Consider the following 24,271-nt stretch of genomic DNA (forward strand, 5'->3'; position numbering starts at 1 on the left):
TGGCCAACGTTGTTGGCAAACGTAGAGCCGCAGCTCTGGACTGTCAACACCTGTTGGTCTACGTTGTTGGCATGACCGGCACCACGGAGAACCAGCAGGCCGCACGGCGTTCCGACGCCACCCGCGCCACGATCCTCGACGCGGCCCGCGAGCGGTTCGTGGCGGACGGCTACGAGAAGGCGACCATCCGGGCCATCGCGCGCGACGCGAAGATCGACCCGTCAATGGTGATGCGCTACTACGGCAACAAGGCGGGCCTGTTCGCGGCGGCCGTCGCGATCGATCCCGGGTTGCCGGGCCTGTCCCTCGAACCGCGCGAGGAGATCGGCCGTACGCTGGTGCGCCACTTCCTCACCCTGTGGGAGGAGAACGGGGAGCTCACCGCGCTGATGCGGGTCGGCGCCACCGACCCGGCCGCCGCCGATCGCATGCAGAGCGTGCTGCGCGAGCAGATGATCCCGCTGGCCCGCCGACTGGGCCACGAGCCGGAGCAGGCGCAGGCGCGGGCTGCACTATGCGTCTCGACCGTGCTGGGGCTCGCGCTGACGCGCTACGTGCTGCGGTTCCCGGCGAGCGTGGCGCTCGGCCGCGAGGAGATCGTGGACTGGCTCGGACCCACGGTCCAGCGGTATCTCACCGCACCCACGCCCTGAAGAACGCGTCCAGGCACCCACCGCGACCTCGGTCACGGCGGATCGGATCAGCCCTGCTTCTGCGGCTTGCGGGACTTGCCGCCGAGCATCATGAGGCCGGCGGGCACGCAGCCGGAGGTCCACACGGCGCAGCCGCAGATCGCCGGGCCCGTACCCCAGATGGGCATCCGCCCCGGAAGCTGCGATGCTCATTGATCACGACCCGATACGCGCCCTAACGCCGCGTCATTCGCCGGTGCCCTCGTCGTCCTCGTCGAGGTGGACGGTCGCCGGGTCACGCAGTGGGCGCAGGCCCTCACGTGGCGGGCGGGCGGCGAAGCTGTATCGGCCCAGGCAGTTGAGGTTGGCGTGCTTCAGCGGGGAGACCCGGGCCACGTCCTCGTTGAGGACGTCATGCTCCCGCTCCTCGGGCGGCAGGGCCCGCAGGTGGTCGACGGCGGCGTCGAGGTAGCGGGTTGTTCAGAGCACGGCGGCATTGAGGACCAGGCCGAGCGCCCCGAGTTGGTCCTCCTGCCCCGTCCTGTATGCCTGCATGATCTGTCCGCGCTTGCCGTGGCAGATGTCGCGGGCGAGTTTGTGGCGGGACTCCTGGACGGTGAGCTGCTTGTGCATCTGCCGTCGGTAGGTGTCGTCGACCGGGTCGACGACCGCCAGCAGGTGCAGGGTCTTGGCGATCCGCCCGTACTCGGCGAACGCTTGCCCCAGCGGGGCGGGGTGGCCCTCGCGGCCGAACATCCGCAGCAGATCGTAGGCGCGGACCTGGTTGGTGACCAGGGAGCCGGCCACCCGCAGCATGTCCGGCCAGTGCGTGGTGACCTTGGTCAGGTTCACCTTGTTGCGGGCCAGGTCCTCCAGCGGCCCGTACTCGCCGGTCTCCACACTGGGCATCTCCGCCCGCCAGAACCGCTGGTCGCCCAGGTCCTTGAAGCGCGGCGAGAAGTTGTAGCCCAGCATCGTGAACAGCCCGAACACCATGTCGGAGTACGAGGCGTTGTCGGTGGCGACCATCTCCGGCTTCACCCCGGCATCCAGGTTCAGCAGCGCGTCCAGGATATGCAGAGAGTCGCGCGGCGTGCCCGGCACGACCATCTGCCCAATGCCCGCGACCTGGTCATTTACTGCGTTCAGCCAGGTGATGCCGCGCTTGAAGTGGTAGTACTTGGGCGACGGCCCGGCGTGGATGGTCCGCTTCGGCACCACGAACCGCAGCCCGTCGACCGAGGCCAGCAGGCCCTTGCCCCAGAACTGCACGATCGGCACCTTCGCCTGGGCCTGATCAGCGCCGCGTTCGCCGCGGCGATGGTGTCCGCGCGCAGGTAGTACTGGTCGACATGGACCAGGCGGGAGCGGGTCAGGGCCTCGACGTTCGGGTTGATGACCGAGGTCATCCCGATGTTGCACGCCTCGCTCACCAAAAGCGCCACGACTGATGTCGCAAGGCCGTTCATGCGGGTCTTCCCGTCGCCCAGGTGCACGAAGGCGTCCAGAAATCCGGTCCAGGCGTGCACCTCGAACAACAGGTCCGGCAGGTCGATCTTCGGGAGCATCTTCTCGACCCGCTTGCGCAGCCAGTTCAGCGACTTCGGCTCACCCAGCGCGTGGAGCTTCTCCACATTCAGCTTCGCCCGCCCGCCTGGCTGCACCTCGATGCTGATCTTCGCGTCGGCGCCGGCCTCCTCCAGGCGCTCGGCCATCTGCTTCCACGCGGCATCCAGCACGACGACCAGGTCCAGAAGATGCTGCTCGGCGTCCTCATCCAGACTCAGGCCCGCCAGGACGTCCTCCCGCACGGCGTCCCACTCCTTGCCGTCCAGCAGGCGGGCACGCGGGTCGGACCAGCGGTGCGAGGGGGAAGCGAAGATGTCCCGGCGCTTCAGGGCCCGGAACAACTGCTCCAGCACGCACACCAGGTACGCGTCGCGGTCCACCGCCCCCTGGGGCAGCTCGGCGTTGGCATACACCGCCTTGCGCCACACCGGCGGCACCAGCTTGTCGTCGATCTCCCGCGGCAGCAGCGGCTTCTCCGTCACCCGCCGCCTCGCCAGGGCGGGCAGCCGCTTCACTCCGGCCAGCACCCGCTTGCCGCCCGTCGCCGCCCCCAGCGCCGAGGTCTCGCCCAGCAGCGCCAGGAACGGCTTGACGGTGCTGTAGCGCAGCGCCAGTGCGCCCCGCATGGCGATCTCCGCCGAGTCGTCGTCCTCCGGCACCAGGCTCACCACCGTGGCCGCCGCGCTGGACAGCTCGGCCCGCGGCGCGACCTCCTCCAGCGCCCGCCACAGCGCGGCCACGTCCACATCGCAGCCGGTCTCCTCGACCAGCTCCAGCTCCTCGATAAACACCTTCGAGGCCCTGGCCACGAGCCTCGACGCCTTCTCCAGCTGCGGCAGAGTGGACAGCCATTCCTTGTCCGTGGCCCGCTTTGTGGTGCTGATCAGCCTCGTCGCCATGAGGATCTCGAACAGGTCCAGCGCGTCATCGATCGCCTTCGCCTCAAGGTGGCGCATCACCGCAGCCAGCATCGCCGTGCGCTTCGGCTCCGAGGCCCGCTCCAGCTTCGGCGCCTTCGTGCCCATCCCGTACCGGGCCAGCGCCGCCAGACGGTTCGGCGGGATCTTGTTCAGCTTCACCCGCCCCAGCTGGAACGCCGCGATCTCATCCACCCGCTGCAACGCACTCTTTATCGCGGTACCCGTGGTCCGCGTCGGCGGCCGGCGCAGCTGCTCCAGGTACGAGTACCGCTTGCCCTCCGGCGTCTTCAGCAGCGCCACCAGGTCGCCCGGCAGCGCCGGGTCCGCCCGCCGGGCGACCTTGGCGACCATGGTGTGCAGCCGCTTCTCCGCGATGGTGCGGACCTCGGCCACCTGCCGCGCGAGCACCGAGACGCCTGGCAGCAGGACCCGGTTACGGCGCAGCCAGCCCACCGCGTGGTCGAACAACGCCTTCGGCCCCTCCGAATGCGCCGTCCACGCCCGCCCGTGCAAGAACGCCCGGAACTTCCGGCCCCACTCGTGATCCTCGAAGTGGTGGTAGCCGTACGCGTCGCGATCTCCCACGCACGCTCGTACGCGGTCTGCAGCCGCTCCGTGTACTCCTTGACGCAGGAGACATCCTCGATGCCCAGCTGCTCGGCGAGGTGATCCACCACCGGCCACGGCACATCCAGGGGGTCCTCCAGGAACAACCCGACATACCTCACGGTGCAGACCTGGAGTGCGCAGCCGAGGCGGTTGTGGTTTCCGCGCCGCTTCGCGATCAGCTTCCGGTCCTCGTCATCCAGGAAGAAGAAACGCTCCAGCTCGGGTCTTGTCGGTTCCTCGACGAACTTCCCGTACGCCTCAGCCTGCTCATCAGTTAAGAATTCGACCGCCACGCGCGGACCGTAACCAGGCCCCGCCCGTGATCGACGATCTTTCCCCGAACTCCAGCGCCCGATCGGCTCGCTGTGCTAACCGACCAAGATCAAGCGCTTAGCGCCAACGGCTGTACCGATGGTCCCCACGGCCGAGGCCGTACCAGGACCGGATGAAGCACTTCGCGCACGCTCTGGACCGGGCGGGTTCACGACTGGTTCTGGTGGGGCGTCCGCCGATTGGGGACGGGGTGCCCGCCACGGTCGTGGACTACGACAATGAGGGCGGCACCTTCGCCTTGACCACGCGCCTGCTCAGTTCCGGGCGCCGCCGGGTGAGCTATCTGGGCCGGGTGCAGGGGCTTTCCACCAGCGCCCAGCGCATCAGCGGCTTTGTCCGCGCCAACGAGGCACGGGGCCTGTGCCACGACCCTGCACTGACCGCGGACGGCCTCTTCTCCCGCAGTGTGGGCTATCAGGCGGTGCGCAGGCCGCTCGCCTCCCGCGCAGACTTCGACGCAATGTTCGCGGCCACCGACATTGTTGCGCCCGGCGCGATGCAGGCGCTGCGTGAGGAAGGCATCCAGGTGCCCGACAACGTCGCCATTGCGGGCTACGACGACATCACGATGGCGCTCGACGTGTACCCGGCACTCACCACGGTCCACGTTCCGCACGAGGAACTGGGCCGTGCCGCGGTACGCCTGGCCCTGCACCGCGAGGAGTTCCCCGAGAGCCGGCACCAGGTCTTCGGCACATGTGTCGTCGTCCGGGACTCCATCCGGACCTCCGGCCGATGATCCGCCCGGCCTGCGCGAGGCGTGCCGAGTCCTGCATCGAGGCATGGTAAACGATCTCTTCGGGAGCTCGCTCCAAACCTCGTCTTCGTAGCTGCGGACTTGGTCCAACGCGGTGCGGAAAGTGCCTCTCAACAGAGGATTTTCCTGCCCGACATCTTGCTTCGGGGGGCGACGAGCACCTAGCTTCCGTAGAGAGCGATTTCTGCGATGGTTCCGTTCCTGCACGCTCGGCCGGGCAGCCGATCGGGTCGTCATTCATGCCCGGACCCCTGGGAGGGTTTTCATGAACCGCAAGAAGGTCGTACTGGCCTCCGCCACCGCGATGGCGCTGTCCGCGGCCCTGGTCGCCTGCGGCGGTGGAGACGGTGGCGGTACCGACTCCGGCGCAAAGGGCCCGGTCACCATCAAGTGGTGGACCTGGGACGAGACCAAGACCACCGAGCCGATGGCCGCCAAGTTCAACGCGACCCACAAGGACATCAAGATCCAGGTGGTCAAGCAGGCCGACGGCCCGGGAGCGATGGCCAACCTCCGCAACGCCGTTGCCTCGGGCAAGGACGTGCCGTGTCTGGTCAAGAACAACGCGGAGGTCCCGGGCCTGGTCGGTGAGGGACTGCTCGCCGACATCACCCAGTACCTGGAGCCTTACATCAAGAAGGGGCTCTTCATTACGGCAGCGGTTCCCGCCGTCCAGGCCGGGGGCAAGGACTACGCGATCCCGACCGGCTTCAACCCCTCGTTCATGGTGATCAACCGGAAGGTCTACGACAAGTACGGCGTCAAGCCCCCCAAGACCTGGGACGACGTCATCGCGGCCGGCAAGAAGTTCAAGAAGCATGGCATCTACGTGATGAACCTGGCCGGCGAAGACCCGTCGACCCTGGTCAACCTGGTCCAGCAGGCCGGCGGCTCCTGGTACAAGATCGACGGGGACAAGTGGAAGGTGGACTTCCTGTCTCCGGAGTCACTCAAGGCCGGCAACATCATCCAGCAGCTGGTGGACAACGGCATCGTCGCCAACCAGACGTACACCGACCGGCCGGCGCTCATCAGCTACTTCGACTCCGGCAAGATGGTCTCCCTGCCAACCCAGACCTGGCAGCTGGCCAACTACGAACTGAACTACAAGAAAACGCTTGGGGACTGGGAGCCGATCGACTACCCGCAGTACTCCGACGCGACATCGTTCACCACACAGGCGCACAACGCCAACAGCGGCCTGCTCGTGCCGAAGGGCTGCGCCCACCTGAAGGAGGCCACGGAGGCCGGTGTCTGGCTGAACACCTCCAAGGACGCGATCAACGCCTCGTACCGGAAGGACATCAAGCAGTACAGCTGGCCCGGCGCGATCCCCGACCCGTCGCCGTGGGTGGACTCCGCCGTCCCTCCCAAGCTCTTCGGGCCGTACCGGTCCAAGGCGAAGCCCGTGATCCTCAAGGCGGTCGCCAGTGGCAAGGACTCCTGGGTGGTCGGGCCTAACTACACCAGCGTGTTCGCCGAACTCCAGGACCAGTGGGCGAAGATCGTCACCAAGAAGATCACAGTCCGGCAGGCGCTTGAGCACATGCAGAGGTACACCGTCGCCGACCTGAAGTCCAAGAACATCAACGTCGAGGGCTGACAACATGACCGTCGTCGAGCAGCAGCCGCCCCGCACGCCGCGTCTGCGCTGGCGCAGAGTGATGGCGCTCAAGGGCGCCTCCCTCACCGTGCCGTTCTTCCTCGGGTTCGGGCTCTTCACCGTGACGCCGATCGTCATGGCGATCAAGAAGAGCCTGTACCGGGAGCAGAGCTCAGGACTGGGATTCGGGGGCAAGACCGTCGAGTTCGTCGGAATCGACAACTTCACGAAGGGGCTCCAGGACACCCACTTCTGGGGCGCCATGGGCCGGGTCGCCCTCTTCGGGGCGATCAGCATCCCGCTGATCCAACTGGCCGCCGTGGGACTCGCGCTGCTCCTCGACGCGGCGTCGCAACGAGTCGCCAACCGATTCCGGATTGCGCTCCTCATCCCCTACATGATCCCCGGCATTGTCGCGACGCTCATCTGGATCTACATCTACAGCCCGGCTGTGGGACCGCTGACACCATTCTTCAAACTCCTCGGAATCAGCGTCGACTTCTACAGCGGCTCCATGATCTGGATCTCCATCGGCAATCTGGTCGCATGGAGCAGCATCGGCTTCAACATGCTCATCGTGTACTCCGCGCTGCGGGCGCTGCCGACCGAGATTTATGACAGCGCCCGCATCGACGGGGCGTCGGAGTGGCGTATCGCCTGGTCGATCAAGGTGCCGCTGATCCGCAGATCCCTGGTGCTGACCAGTGTGCTCAGCATCATCGGAACCCTGCAGATATTCAGCGATCCCGTGCTGTTCCGGTCGATGACGCCTGAAACAGTCACCCGTGACTTCACCCCGATCATGGACATCTACGACTGGGCCTTCAACCAGGGCGAGTTCCACTACGCAGCCGCCCTGTCGATCATCCTCGCGGTCGTCGTCGGCACCACCTCGGCGATCTTCTACCGGCTCACGAACAAGGCGCCCACCTCATGACCACGACCATGAACAGGACGAACGGCCGTGCCGTCGCCCCGAAGCCGGCCGGCACGGGGCCGCTCCGGCGGCGTAGCGAGGGCAGTCAGCCCCACCAAGCCACCCGTACCAAAGCACTCGTCATCACCGGCCTGGTTCTCTTCCTGATCTACTCGCTTGCCCCTGTCTGGTGGCTGATCGTCTCGGCGACCAAGAGCCAGCGGGACCTCTACACCACCAACGGCCTGTGGTTCTCGAGCATCCACTTCTGGAGCAACCTGCGGCAGCTGTTCACCTACCAGGACGGCATCTTCCTCACCTGGATGCGGAACACGCTGATCTACGGGTTCGTGGGCACCGCCGGTATGACCCTTATCTGTGTGGCCTGCGGCTACGCCCTTGCCATGTACAAGTTCAAGGGCCGCGGATTCCTGATGGGCTGCATCATCGGGTCGTTCCTGATCCCGGGCGCCTTGCTCACCATTCCCTCGTTCCTGCTCTTCACCGACCTGAACCTCGTCGACACGCCGTCGGCGATCATCCTCCCGAGCTTCTTCAACGCCTTTTCCGTCTACCTCGCCAAGGTGTACGCGGAGGGAGCCATCCCGCCCGAGCTGCTGGAGGCGGCACGTATCGACGGCGCGGGGGAGTACCGGATCTTCTTCACGATCGGCGCCCGCCTGATGTCCACCGGCGCGGCCACCATCTTCATCCTCGGCTTCGTCGGCATGTGGAACTCGTTCTTCGGGCCACTGGTCTTCCTGCGCAGCAGCACCAAGTGGACGGTCATGCTGGGCCTGTATTCCTGGCTGAAGGTGAAGACCGACAGCTCGGTCGACCTCACCGGCATGGTGGTGGTCGGATCGATCATCTCGCTGATCCCGATGGTGATCCTCATGGTCTCGATGCAGCGCTACTGGCGTTCGGGAGTCACGCTCGGCAGCCTCAAGTGACCCCGCGTCCGCCCGGCGCCCGTAACGGCCGGCTCCTGGTTCCCTGGTGAGGGCTCGGATGGGGGGTCAGGCGCAATTCCGCGGGCCCCACCCTGGCGACCGTCGCACGGGCGGCACGGGTGTCCGTGCCGACGGTTTTTAAGGTGGTCAACGGTCGCGAAGGCGTCGCACCGGACACCCGCCGCCGCGTGACGGAGGCACTGAACCGGCTCGGCTACGTCCGCAGGTCGCGTGCCATGGCAGCGGGTACCCCCACCTCACAGGTGGACATGATGCTGACTTGCCTGGACGGGCCGCGATCGGGCGCCGTGCTGCGTGGAGCAGAGATCGCCGCCGATGAGGTCGGCTACGACCTGGTCGTCCCGGCGGCACTCGCCCGTTCGAGCGGCGGAGGTTCGATGACCGGTGGTTGCACAGGCTCACCGCGCGCGGATCCTCCGGTGTGCTGTTCGACCTCGCCGGACTGGCGGCATCCCAGTACCAAGGCCTGGAACGGCAGAACATCCCCTTCTTGATGGTCGACCCGTTGCGTGATGCGCCGCCACACGTGCCGACGCGTTCGCCGCAGGGTTCCTGTTCGTCACCGAGCTCCTCCTCGTCGCCGAACCTCTCCTCGTCACCCGAACTCCTCCGTCGAATCCCCCGCCCGAGCAAGAAGGTGCTTCTTGTGAATCCGTCTCCAGCCGCCGCAGGCGCTCGCCTCCGACGACTCGGCGCTTTGGCCGCGACGCTCCTGCTCTTCACCGGACTCCTCTTCACGGTAGGCCGGCCGGCCGCCGCGCAGGATCTCGGCACGTGTGCCGTGACGTTCCAGTCCACTGTCAGCGCACAGGGGTTTGCCCACCCCGGCGTCGGCCTGACAAAGCCGACCCTGGAGAATGCCCGCCGACAGATCGCCACGGGCGCTGAACCCTGGACCTCGTCCTTCCACGCGATGCAGCGGTCGTCAGCGGCCGGGACCGGCGTGACGTCGTCGAACCGGGGCAGCGCCGACCCGACCAAGCCTGCCTCCGACGCGTTCAACAGCCAAAGCTTCAACAGCCGCTTCATCGCGGACGGCCTCAAGTCCTACACGCAGGCGATCCTTTACGTGCTCACCGGTGAGGAGGTCTACCGCAAGAACGCGCTCGCCATCATCCGCATCTGGGAGCAGATGGACCCCGCCAAGTACGAGTACTTCACCGACTCGCACATCCACACCGGCATCCCCCTCAACCGCATGGTCTCCGCCGCCGAGCTGCTGCGCTACACCTCGTGCGCCGACGAGGCGTACCCCTGGACGGACGCGGACACGCGGGCGTTCACCGACAACCTTGTTGTCCCGGTCATCGAGACCTTCCAGAACGACAACAACCACTTCATGAACCAGCACAGCTACCCGCTCATGGGCGCGATGGCCGGAGCCATCTTCATGGACGACACCGCCCTCTACAAGCGGTCGGTCGAATGGTTCACCGTCAACGCCACCGCGAAGGACCAGGGCTTCAACGGCTCGATCGCGCGGCTGTTCCGATGGGTCGACACCAACGACGCCACCGGCAAGCCGATCAAGAACCCGCACGTCCAGCACGCCGAGATGGGACGCGACCAGGCCCACGGCGGCGGCGACCTCACCAACGCGGCGATCATCTCCCGCATGCTCCTGGCGCAGCAGACGAAGGTCGACCCCGTCGACGGCACCATCTCTAAGGCAGCGAACGCAGTCGGTCCCTACGAGTTCCTCGACAACCGGATCCTCGCCGCCGCCGACTACTTCTGGCGATACATGCTCGGTCATGACACCCCGTGGACTCCAATGGCCTACGCCATTTCGCCTGACGGCACCATCCGCGACACCTACAACCACATCTCGTACAGCTACCGCGGGCGCTACAACACCGCGAGCTTCTGGGACATCTACTACTACTACGCGTTCACCCGCGGCGAGGACGTCAAGAAACTCGCGCCGTACTTCGCCGAGGCGTACGCCAAGCGCAACGGCCCCCTCTTCTACTACGGCGGCGGCCTCAGCAACGCATGGGACAACGTGGACGGCGGCGGCGACTCCTGGCTCTTCGCGCCCGCCTCGGCGGCCGGGCAAACCGTCCCGCCGCTGCCTGACAGTCCGACCGTCCTCGAGGTCGAGAAGAAGTACACCCGCCTGTCCGGCGACGTCGAGCAGAGAACCGACGGCGACACCGGCTACGTGCGGATGTCGACCGCGGGCCGCGGTTCCGAGATCGCCTACCTCAGCGGCTCGAGTAACAAGCAGCTCCTCGCCTTCCGGGTCCGAACCGACGGCGAGGTCCGGCTGCGCCTCGACCGCCACGACGACCGCACGATCCTTGTGCCGGACACCGGCGGCAAATGGCGGTACGTCATGTACCCCTACTCCATCGGCGACATCCTGTTCATCCAGGCCACCGGCAACGGGACCATCGACATCGATCACATCAACACCAACGCCGGCGCCGAACTGACACCCCCCACCTTCGACGGCAACTCCACCGCGCGCATCGTCGGCTGGAAGGGCGCGACCGCCACCGCCGACCTCTCCGCGCACTACAAGGGCACCGGCAACCTCGCCTACACGGCCAAGGGACTGCCTACCGGGGCGACCCTCGACACCTCCACCGGCCAACTGACCTGGAAGCCCGCCGAGGCCGGCTCCACCGTCATCACCGTGACAGTCTCCGACGGCACCACGGTGGCGAGCCACCGCGTCGTACTCGCCGCCGCCTACAACCGCTCCGACGCGCTCAGGCTCGCCCAAAAAGGCCACGACCCCGACGCCGAGTACGTCTCCGAGACCCAGACCGGCTACGACCAGGCTCTTACCACTGCCGAGGCCTTGCGCACGAAGGGAACGGACGACAAGTACCTCGCGGCGCTGGCCCACCTCGTGACCGCGGTCGACGATCTCACCCTCGTCTCCCCGCACACGGCCGTGGGCGGCAGCCTCGACTACCCCTCGCTCGTGGTCACCTCCACGGCCGGGGCCAACATCGGCAAGCTCGTCGACGGTGACAACCAGTCGGGAACTGGGTACGGCCAGGCGGTCAACCTCTCCCACACCTTCGACTTCGGGCCCGACTTCCGGGTCTCGGCGACCCGCTTCGGATTCCAGAGCAACATCTTCGCCGACCGGCTCGCGAACTCCACCGTCTACGGCTCGAACGACGGCAAGAAATGGACCCGGCTGACCCCGGGCGTGACCAAGTTCACCCAGGACTTCAACACGCTCGACGTCGACCCGGCTCTGCGCGACGCGAAATTCCGCTACCTCAAGGTCCAGCTGCTCAAACCCCTGCCCGACGTGCTCTACGGCATCGTCCGCAACTTGTTCGAGATGACCGAGTTCCACATCTACGGCGAGCGGCACGAGATCGGCAACCTGGTGAAGGCGACCTCGATCGCCTCATCCCAGGCCATTGCGGGCAAGGTCATGGAGGGCGACACCGTCGACGTCTCAGTCACCGCGAAGAAGCCGATCCAACAGGTCACGGTCACCGTCCAAGGTGTGACGGCGAAGGCGAACTCGACGGACGGCGTCAACTGGACCGCAGCGGTCAAACTCGACAACGTGCCATCAGGCGACATCCAGGTCGCGGTCGACTACCTCGACGCCGACGGCAAGGCCGGGCAGACCGCCTACGGCACCACAGACGGATCGAAGCTCTACATTGCGGGCGATCCCGCGCACTTCATCGATGTGGCCAAGCTGGCCACCGTCACCGCCTCCGACAAACAGTGGCCGGGCAACGGACTGGGCGCCGACGAGGTCGGCTACCTGCTCTTCGACCGCCGCTCCGATACGTACGGCGACCTGAACAGCGGAGCAGGCGCGTACTACGTCATCGACTTCGGCGCGCACGCGACCGTACGGCCCGAGGAGGTTCTGATCCTGCCTCGGGCCAGCCACCCGCAGCGGGCCAACGGCACTGTCGTGCAGGGGTCGAACGACGCCCAGACCTGGACCGACCTCACCAAGCCACTCACCGGGGCCGTCGCAAACGCCTGGAGCGACCAGCCCACCTCGAGCGGAGACCACTACCGGTACCTGCGGATCCACAACGCCACAAGCTGGTACGGCGACCTCTCCGAGGTCGAACTCTACGGCGACTTCAAGAACGACGCCTGATTCGAAGGCCCGCACGACCGAGACACAACCAGGGCGATGGCGGCCGGCAACGAAACAGTTCAGCGGAGGCAAGGTCCCGGTGGGGCGAGGGCCCAGTAACTGATCGTTTCAGCCACTCGCGACCAGACCGACCCTGCGCCGGCGGTTCTCTGGGGGTTCTGCTTCTGCATCGCTCATCCGTTCCGGAAGATCGAGCGGTGTCGGCCATGAGTCGCCACCGACGGGGGCGAGGTTGCCGCGCCGAGCGAAAAAGAAAGAGAAGCATGAACTCTGACAGTTGTCCGGGTGCGGGGGCGCTGCTCCCGTACCCGGACGCTCAGTCCTGCGGCTGCGGGGCCGTGCTCTCGCGGACCACGAGGTGTGTGGCGATCTCCAGGCCGAGCTGGGGGACCTTCTCGCCGCGCCCGAGGGCCAAGGCCAGCTCCGTTGCGGTCGCGGCCATTTCGGTCAGCGGCTGGTGCACGGTCGTCAGCGGTGGGTTCACCCAGGCCGTGACCGGCACGTCGTCGTAGCGACCACGCTCAGGTCCTCCGGGATGCGCAGCCCAGCCTCGCGCGCCGCCTGATAAACGCCGAGCGCCTGCATGTCGTTCGCCGTGAAGATCGCGGTCGGCCGTTCGGGACGGGCCAGCAGTTCGCCCGCTGCAGCTTGCCCGTCCTCCCGGGTGAGCTGCATGCGGACGATCAGCTCTGGGTCGACAGTAAGCCCGGCCGCCTCCAGCGCCGAGCGGTAACCGGCCATCCGCGCAAGGCAGTACGCGTGATCGGGACCGCTGATCATGGCGATGCGGCGGTGGCCGAGGCCGATCAGATGGCGTGCCGCGGACTGGCCGCCCTTGAAGTGGGTGGCGCCGACATACGGGACACCGTCGGGGACGTCGTCGATCGGATCGAAGACGACGTACGGGATGCTGTTCGCCGCCAGGCGGTTGCGTTCGCTTCGGAGAGCTGGGAGACCGACAGGACGCACTCCGGGCGCCGCCCCGCGGTCCCGTCCAGCGCGGCCTTCGAATCGTGCAGGCCGAACTTGGAGACCATGACGCCGATCCGGTTCTTGCTGGCCACCTCTTCTACGCCGCGCAGGATTTCCACGCCCCACATGCTCTCCAGCTCGCGGAAGACCAGCTCCACGATCTTCTGGCGGCGGTTGCCCGGAGGTCTGCGGTATCCGTACTTGTTGATCAGTTCCTCGACCCGGGCCCGGGTCTCGTCGGACACCCCCGAGCGGCCGTTGAGCACCTTGGACACCGTGGGGGCCGAGACGCCGGCTGACTTCGCGATGTACGCGATGGTCACCGACGCCGGCCCGCCGCCCTGCGCGGCCCGCTCGCTGTCCTGTGCCGCATCCTCGTTCTTGTCCGCCACGGCTGCCCTTCCTCGTTCAGGGGGCCGGCCTTTCGCCCGCCCCCGCAGTGCGCCCGCCTGTGCGGCGCCATTCTGGCATCGGAGCCTGAGCGGGTCGGTGCCGGACGTCCGACGCCGGCCGCCGGACGCGTTGAGTAGCGACTCCATGATCTCCAGTATGTGGTAGGCGAGTTGGCCGCTCGCGCGGTGCGGGGTGCCGGTGGCGCGGGCGCGGGCGAGATCCGCGATGCCGTAACCGCGGTCGGCTCCCCCGTAGCCACCCTGCACGGGGACGTTCTCCCAGCGCCCGGCCCCGGCGCTGAAGAGACGCACCGGCCCGTCGAAGCCGTTGGGGTCGGGAACGGACAGCGAACCGTCGGTGCCGTACACCTCGATGCGCGGCAGGTCGCCGGCCCAGACGTCGAACGACATCACCAGCGTGGACAGCGCCCCGCAATCGTGTTTCAGTACGCCCGTGCGTGGCCACCTCCACCGGGAACTCGGTACCGGCCCGCGGTCCGTTGCCGACGGTGCGTACCTGACGCGAGGTGGATGCCATACCGACCACCTTGCGTACCGGACCGAGGAGCGTGACCAGGGCGGTGAGGTAGTACGGGCCCATGTCGAACAGCGGGCCGCCGCCCGGCCGGTAGTAGAACTCCGGGGAGGGGCGCCAGAGTTCATGGCCCGGCGTGACCATGAAGGCGGTGGCGGCGACGGGCGTGCCGATCCGCCCGGCGTCCAGGACTGCGCGGGCGGACTGCACCCCCGTGCCCAGGACCGTGTCCGGCGCACAGCCCACGCGCACGCCCGCGGCGTCAGCCGCGGCCAGCACCGCACGGGCCTCGGCGGTGGTCGCGGCCAGTGGCTTCTCGCCGTAGACGTGCTTGCCCGCGGCGATCGCGGCATGGGCGACCTCGGCATGCGCCGCGGGGACGGTCAGGTTGCGGACGAGGTCGACGTCCTCGGCTGCGTACAGCTCCTTCGGGGTGGTGGCGCGGGCGCCGGGGACCGTGGCCGCGACGGCGGCGGCGCGGGTCTCGTCCAGGTCGGCGACCGCCGTGACGGACAGGCTCGACAGGGCGGGAACGTACGCAGATACGCCCCGCTGATCTGCCCGGCGCCGACCACCCCGATGCGCAGCGCTGACCGGGCCTTCAGCGCGTCGCCCATGCCGTGCCCCGCCTGCTCGGGGACATCGACCGGTTCGTGCCGCACCAGGCCAACGCCCGTATCACCGCGGCCGTCGGCCGCCAGCTCCACCTCGACGGCGCGCGCGTGCTGGAGAACATCGCCCGCCTGGGCAACACCAGCGCCGCGTCGATCCTCTTCACCCTCGCCCACGCGGCGTCCTACGACGCACTGCGCCCCGGGCACCGGGTCCTGCTGGCCGCCTTTGGCGCGGGCCTGACCTGGGGCGCCACGACCCTCACCTGGCCGGACGTGCCCTGTGTGGCCGACCGGCCGGACCTCTCACACCGACTGGAGGCAGCCCGGTGAACCAGATGCTGAAAAACATCCTGACCGGCCATCTGCAGGTGGGCGAGCAGTCCTTGCGCCCGGAGGCGAGCCTGGAGGACGCCGGTATCGACTCGCTGGCGATCGCCGAGCTGGACCTGCTGCTGGCCGAGCACGGCGTCACCATCGGCGAGGACCGGCTCGCATCGGTCACGACCGTGCGGGCCCTCGACCAGCTGGTCGACGAGCACCTCGCCGGCAGGTGACGGCCATGACCACGGCCCGTACCGCCCCTGACGGAACCTGGCTGATCACGCCGCCCTGGGACGGCCGGCTAGAAGCGGCGCTGCGCGCGGAGCCTGACGTCGCTCTGCTGGACCTGGAGGACTCCGTCCTTCCTCGCGACAAGGACACCGCCCGCGCGGCAGCCTTGGCCCAACTCCGCGCCGTACCGGTGCACGGCGCGACGGCGCTCGGGCTGCGTGTGAACGCGCCGGGCACCGTGCACGGTCTGAAGGACCTGGTGGCGGTCGCCGATGCCGCGCTGCACGACACCGTCGTGCTCGTGCCGAAGGTGGAGTCCGCACGCGAGCTGGATCTGGTGGCCCAGGTACTGCAGGAGACGTCGACGGGCGTGTGCATCTGCGCCCTGATCGAGACGCCCCGAGCGCTGCTTCGCCTCGACGACATCTTCGCCTCGCCGGTTCTGGGCGGTGTCGTCTTCGGAGCGGCCGACTACGCCGCCGCCACCGGGTGCCGCCGCACCAGCAGCTCCCTGTGGTGGGCACGCTCGTCCATCGCCGCGGTCGCCGCCGCCAACGGCATCCCGTCGATCGACTCGCCGTACCTCGACCTCGGCGACCCGGAGGGTCTGCGGCGCGACGCGCAGGAGGCCCGCGATCTGGGGTTCACCGGCAAAGGCGCCGTACACCCCGACCAACTCCCCCTCATCCGCTCGGCGTTCCTTCCCACCGACGAGGAAGTGGCGCAGGCCCACGCGGTCGTGACCGCCGCTGACCGGGCCGGAGGCCAGATGGTCCGGGCCGGCCGCCAGTTGGTGGGGCCTCCGCTCGTCGTGGCAGCCCGCGCCGTCCTCGACGGGGCCGGGGACCACACCAAACCCAGCGTCCACGGAGGCATCCAGTGACAGGGACGACGGTTGTGCAGGGGTACCGGTCTGTCGGCGAGGGCCGGCTGCGTGAGGTGGTCGGCCGCGGCCTGGAGGAGTTCGGCGCCCTCGTCGGCCAGATCATCGAGCACCGGCCGGCCCGGACCGTCACCGACACCGACCACGCCATGACCTTGGCGCTGACCGGCAACGTGGCCCCCGTCCACTCCGACGCGCAGTTCTGCGAACGGAGCGGCAGGGAGCGGCCCTTGGTGTGCGGAGTCGTCACGCTGGGCCTGGCCATCGGCGCGAGCGTCCGCTCTACCAGCGGCCTGACCACCGCCAACCTCGCCTTGGACGACGTGCGCTTCGAACAGCCCGTGCATGTCGGAGACACCCTGCGCGCCGAGACTGAGATCCTCTCGGCCCGCCCCTCGGCCAGCTGCCCCGGCCAGGGCGTCGTCATGTGCCGCACCACCGCCTTCAACTAGGCCGTGTATCGAAAATGGATCTCGGCCTATGCATGATCGTGATTCATGGGACGGGGAGACCTGACGGATAAGCAGTGGGCAGTGCTGGAGAGGCTCTTGCCGCAAAGGGCGAAGGCAGGGCGGCCGCCAGTCTGGCCGCGGCGGCAGCTGATCGACGGCATACGGTTCCGGGTTCGGACCGGTGTTCCGTGGCGGGACGTACCCGTCGAGTACGGGCCGTGGGCCCGGGTCTACGACTTGTTCCGCCGGTGGCAGCGGGATGGCACCTGGCACCGGGTCCTCACCCAACTCCAGTCCCTGCCCGACGCGGAGGGTGCGGTCAGGTGGGACCTGAGCGTCGACTCCACCGTGTGCCGTGCTCATCAGCATGCGGCCGGGGCCCAAAGGCGGGGCGACTTGCAGAAGGAACCGCCAGGCGGTGTCTTCGCTGAGCCCCGTGACCACGGACTGGGACGCTCGCGCGGAGGGTTCACCACCAAGCTGCATCTGGCTGTCGAGCAGGGCCAAAAGCCCCTGTCGATGGTGATTACGGCCGGGCAGCGCGGTGACTCACCACAGTTTGAGGCCGTGCTGGAGAGAGTTCGCGTGCCCCGCGTCGGGGCGGGCCGGCCACGCGTCCGCCCCGATCGCGTGCGCGCTGACAAGGCGTACGCCTCCGGCATGAACCGCGCCTACCTGCGGAGACGCGGTATCCGCTGCACCATCCCGGACAAGGCTGACCAGGCGCGTAACCGCAAGCAGCGTGGCTCCCGCGGCGGCCGGCCGCCGAAATTCGACCCCGTCGACTACCGCGAGCGCCACGCGGTCGAGTGCGGAATCAATCGCCTCAAGAGGCACCGTGCCGTCGCCACGCGATACGACAAGTTGGCGGTCCGCTACGAGGCGACCGTCCTCATCGCTGTCATCAACGAGTGGCTGTGATCGAAGCGTGCGAAGTGCGAGCGGGCGCTACGATGCGAACCATGGAGTGCTTTGACACTTGGCGCACACGTCGCTGAGGGGCCCGAACTCACCGCCAAGCCTTTGGCCGGGAGCGGGCCGACCGATGCCCTTGTTCCGCCCGGGTATCAAGCCCTCAGCCTGAGAGGCGCACTTCCATGCGCGTCCGCGCGTTCACCCAGCACGACCTCGCAGCACTCACCGAACTGACCATCGACACGTTCTGGCCGTTCTACGAGGATTCCTTTCGCCCCTTGGTGGGCGAGGCCGTCTTTGCCGTTCAGCACGGCAACTGGCGCGACGACTACCGCAAACAGGTCGCACAGCTCCACGCACCTGAGCAGCACACCTACGTCGCCATCGCCGAAACTGAAGGCACGATCGCGGGCTACGTGGCGTGGAGCGTCGCCCCGGCCCACAAGAAGGGGGAGATCACGATCCTCGCTGTCTCGAATCGGCACCGGCGGCAACACGTAGGCACCGCACTGTGCGAGCACGCCTTCGAACAGATGCGCGATCTCGGTGCCGAGGTCGTTGAGATCGGCACCGGAGGAGGCCAGTTCCATGCACCGGCCCGAGCCCTCTACGAGGCGCTCGGGTGCACAGCCCTCCCCCTCACGGTCTACTTCCGTCAACTCTGACACCTCCCGGACGGGCGCCCGAGGGCGCCCGTCCGGGTTCGGCAGCAAGCCAACTTCCATAACAGGCTCTAGTTCGACCAGCGCGTCATCACCCTCACCCGCGCCTTCCTCGTGCCCGCAGACGCGGCCGCGGTCCGTACCGCCACCGCCTACTGAAGAACGGAGTACCGATGCCGGGCAGCACACCGATGGTCGTCGTCGAAGCCGACGACGCGCTGTGGCAGGAGTACCAGGCCCTGACCGTGCGCAGCTACGGGCACCGGGTGGAGGACGTCGACCGGCTGCGCGAGTACGCCGACGCCCGCGTCGCCGTGCGCGACGGCCGCGTCATCGGCGGCGGCCTGGCCCTCGCCATCCCCCAGTTCTTCGGCGGCCGGCCGGTGCCGGGCGCCTGCCTGGCCGGCGGCTGCATCGCCCCCGAAGCCCGGGGCAGCCGACTGTGGTCGACGCTGCTCGAAGAGCGGCTGCGGCCCCTGAAGGAACAGGGCGCCGTCCTGGCGACCGCGTGGACCGCCTCCACCGGGTACGGGCACCGCATGGGCTGGGCCGCGCAGAGTCAGATCTACTCCTGGACGGTGCCCACCGACGACCTGCGCGGCATCGCCGACGGCTCCCGCTTCGACCTCGTCCACGGCGCCGACGACCAGGACCGTAAACAGCAGCAGGAGCTGGCCGGTGACTGGAACGGGCCGTGGCAGCGGCCCTCCTGGTGGCCGGCCTGGCAGCAGGCCGAACACCCCGGCATGACGCACTACCGCTTCGCCCTGCCCGGCCACACCCCGGACGGCCTGCTCGCGATCGCCTTCGACCGGGACCGCGCCGACGGCCGCCGCCTGGTCGTCCACGACTTCTGGGCGGCGACCGCCGAGGCGGCCACGGCCATGCTCGGTTTCCTCGGACGCCACCACAGCCGGATCCCGACCGTCATGTTCCAGCGCACCGCCCTGCCGCCCGTCCCGCTGCTGCAGAACCATCTGCGCCGCGCCGGCGCCGCCTCCGCCACGTCCTGGCACCCCTGGATGCTGCGCGTCCTCGACCCGGCCGAGGCAGTGCGCCGCCGCGGCTGGCCCGAGGACCTCGACCTCGCCCTCCCCCTCGCCCTGCGCGACGAGAACGACAGCCCTTCCGCGCCCATGCTCCTGGGGATCACCGCCGGCGCAGGAGACCTGACGCCCCACCCTGGCGCACGGCACGAACTCGTCCTCACCGCACGCCAGTTCGCCCACTGGTATGCGGGCGGCTACCGCACGCTGACCGCGGCCCTCCTCGACGGCGTGCATGGCGAGCCCCGTTTGGTGGCCCAGCTCGTCCGCGCCACGGCCGACCGCGAACCGTGGATGCCCGAGTACTTCTGACCCTGCGCACCACCCAGACCAGACCGCCCCGCCGCGCCGAGGGGCCGGAACCGGCTTTGCCGATCCGGCCCCGAGCAGTCGCGGCACCTCAAGTTCTTCGACCCGGGAGGCTCGATGACCGGCCGTCGGCCCAGAACGCCGAACGCTGCGCTCGCTGTGCTCCTCAACGGGCACGGCATGAGTCACAAGGGTCTCGCGTTCCGCGTCAACCAGCTGGCCGAGAGGGACGGAATCGCCACGAAGTACAAGCACAGCAGTGTCGCGCGCTGGCTCGCCGGAGCAACGCCCAAGGACCCCGTGCCCCAGTACGTCGCCACCGCGTTGAGCGAGCGGGTCGGCAGGACGGTCACGGTGGAGGAGATCGGCATGGGCGCAGCTCCCGACGAAGCGCCGCGCGGCTGGGACTTCCCTCGTAACCGCGAGGAGGCCATCGCGGGCGCGCGCGCTCACTGGAGTGCCGCTGACGGGCCGGGCGGTGCGTTCGCGGCGTCCGGCTACGTGCTGCCCGTGACTCGGTGGCTCGCCGTCCCCGCCGACGCCACGGACCCGGCGCCCCGCCGGACCCTGCGGACTCCGCCGAGCACGGGTGCAGCGGTGCCGGACGGCTGATCGGCGCGGAGGACTTGAAAGAGCTGACGGACGCGGCCAAGCAGGCCCGGGTGTGGGATGCCCAGTTCGGCGGCGCCAACTGGCGGTTGAGCTCCATCCGGCGCTGCCTGAACGAACGAGCGCTGCCCCTGCTCGATGCCCGGCACAGCGAGGCCACCGCGCGCGAGCTGTTCTCCATCACCGCGGAACTGTCCCGCGTCGCGGCCCGGGCGGCGTTCGACGCCGGGCACAGCGCGGCCGCCCAGCAGCACTTCGTGCAGGCTCTGCGCCTGGCCCGCGCCGGCGGCGACATCGAGATGGGCACCTACGTCCTGACCACCATGGCCTTGCACACCATCCTGGAGGGCGCTCCGGACCAGGCCCTCGACATGGCCCAGGGGGCCTTCCACCGCGGCCGCCGCCACGCTTCCCGCCGGGTCCTGGCCTTCGCCAAACTGGCCGAGGCCCGCGCGCTGGCCCATATGGGGGACGCGATCGGGGCGAGTACCGCGCTGAGCCGGGCGGAATCCTGGCTCGACAAGATCAACCCGGGCGCCCGAGACGCCCCGCGGCTCTCCTACGTCACCCACGGCCGCCTCGCCGCGGACGCCACCAAGATCTTCCGCGACCTGCGCAAGCCCAAGGCCGCCCTCGGCTGGAGCCGCCAAGCAGGAGAGTTGTCCGACGTACACCAGACGCGCGCCGTGGGCCTTCGCATGGCCGTCGCCGCCACCGCGGCCTGCCAGGCACGAGACCTCGACCAGGCACTCGTCCACGGCGACCGGGCCCTGGCGCTCCTGCAGCGGGTGGAGTCGACCCGCGCCCCGGACCTACCTCGAAGAGGTGGTCACGGCCCTTGTCCCGTGGGCCGCCGAGCCTCGGGCGAACGCCTTCCTGCAACGCCTGAACAGGCCGAGTTGATCACTGAGGTGGGAAGGGCGAGATGAGCGCACCGACACCTGCCGAACGGCCTGGCCGGCGCGCGGACACGGTCCGAGGCCCGCCGCGGGCACCGGACGTCCCCGCGCCACCCGGCCCCTGAATAGATTCGACATCTGCCCGAGGGACCGCCGCCTTGCGCGCACCACGCCCTCCTCGTACCTCGTGAAAGAGCCAGCCCCATGACGCACGCCACCTCCCTGCCCCCGGACCTGCACCAGTGGGTCACCCGTCACGTCACCGGCATGGACACCGCCACCGTGACGGACGCCTCCTGGCCGCGCGAAAACTCCCGCGTCTGGCGCGTTCGCGCGGTCCACGGCGAGGTCTTCGTCAAGCTGTACCCCTCCACCGAGAAGTACGGGCGCGAGGTCCAGGGGTGCGAGCACGCGACGCGGGCGCTCGCTGCGGACGAGGCGCCGCGCCTGCTGGCCAGTGATCCGGAACGGCCGGCGGTCGTCCTCTCCGCGCTCCCGGGCCGCGTCGTGCGGGGACTGCCGCTGGTACAGACTGCGGAACGGCACGTGCACCGGCTCGCCGGTGACCTGCTGCGCCGCTGGCACGACGCCGACGAGCCGATCAGCGACCGAGAGCACCAGCGCATCATGGCGTCGGTGACCGCGCAGGCCGACGAGGCCGCCGTGATCCTGGACCGCCTCGGCGACCAGCTCTCCCGCGCCGAGCAGGACCTCGTCCGCGACGCGACCCATGACCTGCCCGACCTCGCGCGCGCCCTCCCGCTGACCTACCGGCACGGCGACTACTCCCCCCGCAACTGGCTCTGGGACGAGGCAGCGGGGCATCACGGCCTGATCGACTTCGAGGAGTCCGCGCCGGGCCTCGCGGTCGAGGACCTCGTCTGGTTGTGCGGTGCCGCGTGGCCCACCCGCCCCGACCTGCGCGACGCCTTCCTCGCCGGATACGGCCGGCTGCTCTCGTCGACCGAGCAGCGCTCGCTCGTCCTGCTCACCGCCCGCCTGGGCGTCTCCTACCTCAGCACCGGCCTGACCAAGACCGACACCGTCCTCATCGACCGCGGGCGCACCGTCCTTGGGCACATGGTCCGCGCCCCCCGCTGAGACGCCCGCCCCGGGCGCCGCACCGCCGCCCGGGGCCCGCCCGTCGGCCTTCCCATCCACCACCACGTCCGGAGATACGCGTGATGCCTGCCCACGAGACCGGCCCTCATCAGCCCTTACCTTCCTGCGCGAGACCCGCCGAGCGGGACAGCGCGCCCTCGGCCCGGTCCGGCCCGGCGCTAGGAGCCTGTCTCAGTAATCGGCGAGCAGCCGGGCGGTCGTGATCGGCGGGATGAGTCGTCCGCCGCTCGGCGCGGGGCTGTCGGTGTCGGAGGTGTCGTTCTCGGGTTTGGGAATCGGTGCCGGGGTTGCCGGTTGTGGGCGGTCAGGCGAGCGCCACGGCCAGTCCGGCGGCTCCGGTGTGGCGGAAGATCTTGCGGAGGTTGTGGCAGGCGGCCAGCAGGCGCCACTCGCCGCGGGCCCGGTCCTCGCCGCGCATGAGGAGTTGGCGGCCGTTGTGGCAGGTCATGATCTGGCCGAAGACGGGTTCGACGATGGTCTTGCGTCGGCTGTAGGCGGCCCGGCCGGGCTTGGTCCGCAGTTTGCGGGCCATGCGCTCCTTCAAGGTCGCGTCCTTGGGGATGCGTCCGCGGGGTGCGGGCGGGACCTGCTCGTCGTGGGGCAGGCGGCCGGTGGCCATGAACGTGTCAGTGGGGCAGTTCAGTTGGCGTTCCTTTGCGGCTTCGAGGTTTGTCTCGGAGCAGTAGCCGGCGTCCACGAGGGCCTGCTTGGGGTGGGCGCCGGTGTTGCGCGCGGACTGGTCGAGCATGGTGGTGTAGTTCAGTGCGTCGGAGGCGTTGGTGGTCACGTCGGCGGCGGTGATGACCTGGTGGGTCTCGTCGACGACGGCCTGGGCGTTGTATGCCTGGATGTAGGCGCCGTCGCTGTTCTTCATGATCCGCGAGTCGGGGTCGGTGAAGTTGGCCTGGGCCTTCGGCTTGGGCCTCGCTTTCGCGGCGGCCTGCTCTCCCGCGTCGGTGACGGCCTGCTCGTCGCGGACGCCGGTGCGGTCCTGGCGGCGGCGTTCTTTGTCCTCGGCGTGGCGGCGGGCCTTGTCGGCGGTCTCGGCCTCGATCTGAGCGCGGGCGGCCTGCAGCCCGGCGAGGCGCTTCTCTCGTCGGTCCAGCTCGGCGGGCAGATCGGTCTCTTTGCCGTCGATGTCGAAGGCCTGGTCCTCGGCGGCATCGACGTGCTCGGCGTCGGCCAGCAGAGGGGGACGTTGGCCTCCAGGGCGGCGATCTCGGCCTCGACCTGTTCCTCCTTGTCGACCAGGCGGCCGTAGCTCATCGCCTTGTGTTGTGAGGCGTTGGCCTGAAGTTTCGTTCCGTCCAGGGCGACGCGGCCCATCTTGACCATGCCGAGCTTCTGCGCGAGGTGCAGCGACTGGAGGAACAGATCCGCGAGGCAGTCCAGGTGGCGGCGGCGGAACCGGGCGATCGACCGGAAGTCCGGGGCCTGGCCGGCGGCCAGGAAGCGGAACGCGACATCGTCGACGCGACGACGCTCGATCGCCCGGGAGGAGCGGACCCCGGTGGTGTAGCCGTAGATCAGCAGCCGCAGCATCAGCCGCGGGTCGTAGGGCGGGAAGCCGCGCTTTTCGGTGTAGTCCGCGAGGATCGGTGAGAGGTCGAGCACCTCGTCGACCAGGTCGGTGACGAACCGGGCCAGATGATCCCCGGGTAGCCAGTCGTCCAGTGACGGCGGCAGCAGCAGGACCTGGTGCGGGTCGAACGCCCGGAACGTCTTGTCCACCGCCGCCGCACGACGTGGCGGCTGTTTGCCCTCGGCCGGCTCGACCTCGAACAGCCCCTCCTGATCTCGCATACCGGGATCATCCCGTACGAGTGATCGCCAGACACACGCGGTTGCCGGTTGCTGCGACACGCTCCTGGCACGTCCCGGTGCCGTCAGGCAGGTT

At 68.8% G+C, this 24,271-nt stretch carries 18 protein-coding genes and 4 pseudogenes; 17 read left to right on the plus strand and 5 right to left on the minus strand.

The genetic code is table 11. The features are described 5' to 3' along the window. Positions 1-71 precede the first annotated feature (71 nt). A complete protein-coding gene (locus PV419_RS47345) occupies positions 72-653 on the plus strand; it encodes a TetR family transcriptional regulator (protein ID WP_014173896.1) in 582 nt (193 codons plus the stop codon). Positions 654-878: 225 nt separating this feature from the next. Here PV419_RS47345 and PV419_RS53610 read toward each other — a convergent pair whose 3' ends face one another. Both PV419_RS53610 and PV419_RS47350 read right to left on the minus strand, forming a co-directional pair. Next, positions 879-1,028 (minus strand): hypothetical protein, encoded by a 150-nt coding sequence (locus tag PV419_RS53610; protein WP_014173897.1) that lies wholly within the window; start codon positions 1,026-1,028, stop codon positions 879-881. Between the two features lie 84 nt (positions 1,029-1,112). After that, a pseudogene (locus tag PV419_RS47350) lies at positions 1,113-4,023 on the minus strand (Tn3 family transposase). 152 nt (positions 4,024-4,175) lie between these two features. Between PV419_RS47350 and PV419_RS47355 the strand changes: the two are divergent. The 6 genes from PV419_RS47355 to PV419_RS47380 all read left to right on the plus strand — a co-directional run bounded on the left by PV419_RS47355 (position 4,176) and on the right by PV419_RS47380 (position 12,412). Then, entirely contained in the window at positions 4,176-4,802 is a 627-nt protein-coding gene (locus PV419_RS47355; protein WP_319699822.1) for a substrate-binding domain-containing protein, read from the plus strand. Positions 4,803-5,085: 283 nt separating this feature from the next. Next, positions 5,086-6,423 (plus strand): ABC transporter substrate-binding protein, encoded by a 1,338-nt coding sequence (locus PV419_RS47360; RefSeq protein ID WP_319699824.1) that lies wholly within the window; start codon positions 5,086-5,088, stop codon positions 6,421-6,423. A gap of 4 nt (positions 6,424-6,427) precedes the next feature. Next, the gene (locus tag PV419_RS47365) at positions 6,428-7,360 is read left to right on the plus strand and encodes a sugar ABC transporter permease (protein WP_319699826.1); all 933 of its coding nucleotides are present in this window, start codon (positions 6,428-6,430) and stop codon (positions 7,358-7,360) included. Continuing rightward, positions 7,357-8,292, plus strand: coding sequence for a carbohydrate ABC transporter permease (locus tag PV419_RS47370; RefSeq protein WP_319699828.1), 936 nt, complete (start codon positions 7,357-7,359; stop codon positions 8,290-8,292). Before PV419_RS47365 ends, PV419_RS47370 begins: the two co-directional genes overlap by 4 nt. A 143-nt stretch (positions 8,293-8,435) precedes the next feature. Next, positions 8,436-8,807: a hypothetical protein gene (locus PV419_RS47375; RefSeq protein ID WP_319699848.1), complete on the plus strand. Its 372-nt coding sequence runs from the start codon at positions 8,436-8,438 to the stop codon at positions 8,805-8,807. A 203-nt stretch (positions 8,808-9,010) separates the two neighbouring features. Continuing rightward, positions 9,011-12,412: a putative Ig domain-containing protein gene (locus PV419_RS47380; protein ID WP_319699830.1), complete on the plus strand. Its 3,402-nt coding sequence runs from the start codon at positions 9,011-9,013 to the stop codon at positions 12,410-12,412. 316 nt (positions 12,413-12,728) lie between these two features. Here PV419_RS47380 and PV419_RS47385 read toward each other — a convergent pair. Then, a pseudogene (locus PV419_RS47385) lies at positions 12,729-13,707 on the minus strand (LacI family DNA-binding transcriptional regulator). Positions 13,708-13,887: 180 nt separating this feature from the next. Next, positions 13,888-14,928, minus strand: a pseudogene (locus PV419_RS47390) (Gfo/Idh/MocA family protein); the annotation flags it as partial. A gap of 3 nt (positions 14,929-14,931) precedes the next feature. Between PV419_RS47390 and PV419_RS47395 the strand changes: the two are divergent. The 10 genes from PV419_RS47395 to PV419_RS47440 all read left to right on the plus strand — a co-directional run bounded on the left by PV419_RS47395 (position 14,932) and on the right by PV419_RS47440 (position 22,353). Continuing rightward, entirely contained in the window at positions 14,932-15,255 is a 324-nt protein-coding gene (locus PV419_RS47395) for a 3-oxoacyl-[acyl-carrier-protein] synthase III C-terminal domain-containing protein (protein ID WP_319699832.1), read from the plus strand. Positions 15,256-15,260: 5 nt separating this feature from the next. Then, positions 15,261-15,479, plus strand: a complete 219-nt coding sequence (locus tag PV419_RS47400; RefSeq protein ID WP_319699849.1) for an acyl carrier protein — start codon at positions 15,261-15,263, stop codon at positions 15,477-15,479. A gap of 5 nt (positions 15,480-15,484) precedes the next feature. Continuing rightward, positions 15,485-16,360 (plus strand): CoA ester lyase, encoded by an 876-nt coding sequence (locus tag PV419_RS47405; RefSeq protein WP_319699834.1) that lies wholly within the window; start codon positions 15,485-15,487, stop codon positions 16,358-16,360. Then, positions 16,357-16,812, plus strand: a complete 456-nt coding sequence (locus tag PV419_RS47410; RefSeq protein ID WP_319699835.1) for a MaoC family dehydratase — start codon at positions 16,357-16,359, stop codon at positions 16,810-16,812. Before PV419_RS47405 ends, PV419_RS47410 begins: the two co-directional genes overlap by 4 nt. 45 nt (positions 16,813-16,857) lie before the next feature. Next, entirely contained in the window at positions 16,858-17,733 is an 876-nt protein-coding gene (locus PV419_RS47415) for an IS5 family transposase (RefSeq protein WP_319699836.1), read from the plus strand. A gap of 176 nt (positions 17,734-17,909) precedes the next feature. Continuing rightward, positions 17,910-18,392: a GNAT family N-acetyltransferase gene (locus PV419_RS47420; RefSeq protein WP_319699838.1), complete on the plus strand. Its 483-nt coding sequence runs from the start codon at positions 17,910-17,912 to the stop codon at positions 18,390-18,392. 170 nt (positions 18,393-18,562) lie between these two features. Next, the gene (gene eis, locus PV419_RS47425; protein ID WP_319699840.1) at positions 18,563-19,747 is read left to right on the plus strand and encodes an enhanced intracellular survival protein Eis; all 1,185 of its coding nucleotides are present in this window, start codon (positions 18,563-18,565) and stop codon (positions 19,745-19,747) included. 177 nt (positions 19,748-19,924) lie between these two features. Next, positions 19,925-20,356 carry a hypothetical protein gene (locus PV419_RS47430; protein ID WP_319699841.1) on the plus strand — a complete coding sequence of 144 codons (432 nt, stop codon included), beginning with the start codon at positions 19,925-19,927 and terminating at the stop codon, positions 20,354-20,356. Positions 20,357-20,370: 14 nt separating this feature from the next. After that, entirely contained in the window at positions 20,371-21,282 is a 912-nt protein-coding gene (locus tag PV419_RS47435; protein ID WP_319699842.1) for a sporulation protein, read from the plus strand. Between the two features lie 174 nt (positions 21,283-21,456). Continuing rightward, entirely contained in the window at positions 21,457-22,353 is an 897-nt protein-coding gene (locus PV419_RS47440; protein ID WP_319699844.1) for an aminoglycoside phosphotransferase family protein, read from the plus strand. Positions 22,354-22,678: 325 nt separating this feature from the next. On the opposite strand, the pseudogene PV419_RS47445 reads toward PV419_RS47440, so the two are convergent. Further along, positions 22,679-24,159, minus strand: a pseudogene (locus PV419_RS47445) (IS1182 family transposase). Positions 24,160-24,271: the final 112 nt, after the last annotated feature.

It is taken from the genome of Streptomyces sp. ME19-01-6 (assembly GCF_033793745.1).
Classification (GTDB): domain Bacteria; phylum Actinomycetota; class Actinomycetes; order Streptomycetales; family Streptomycetaceae; genus Streptomyces.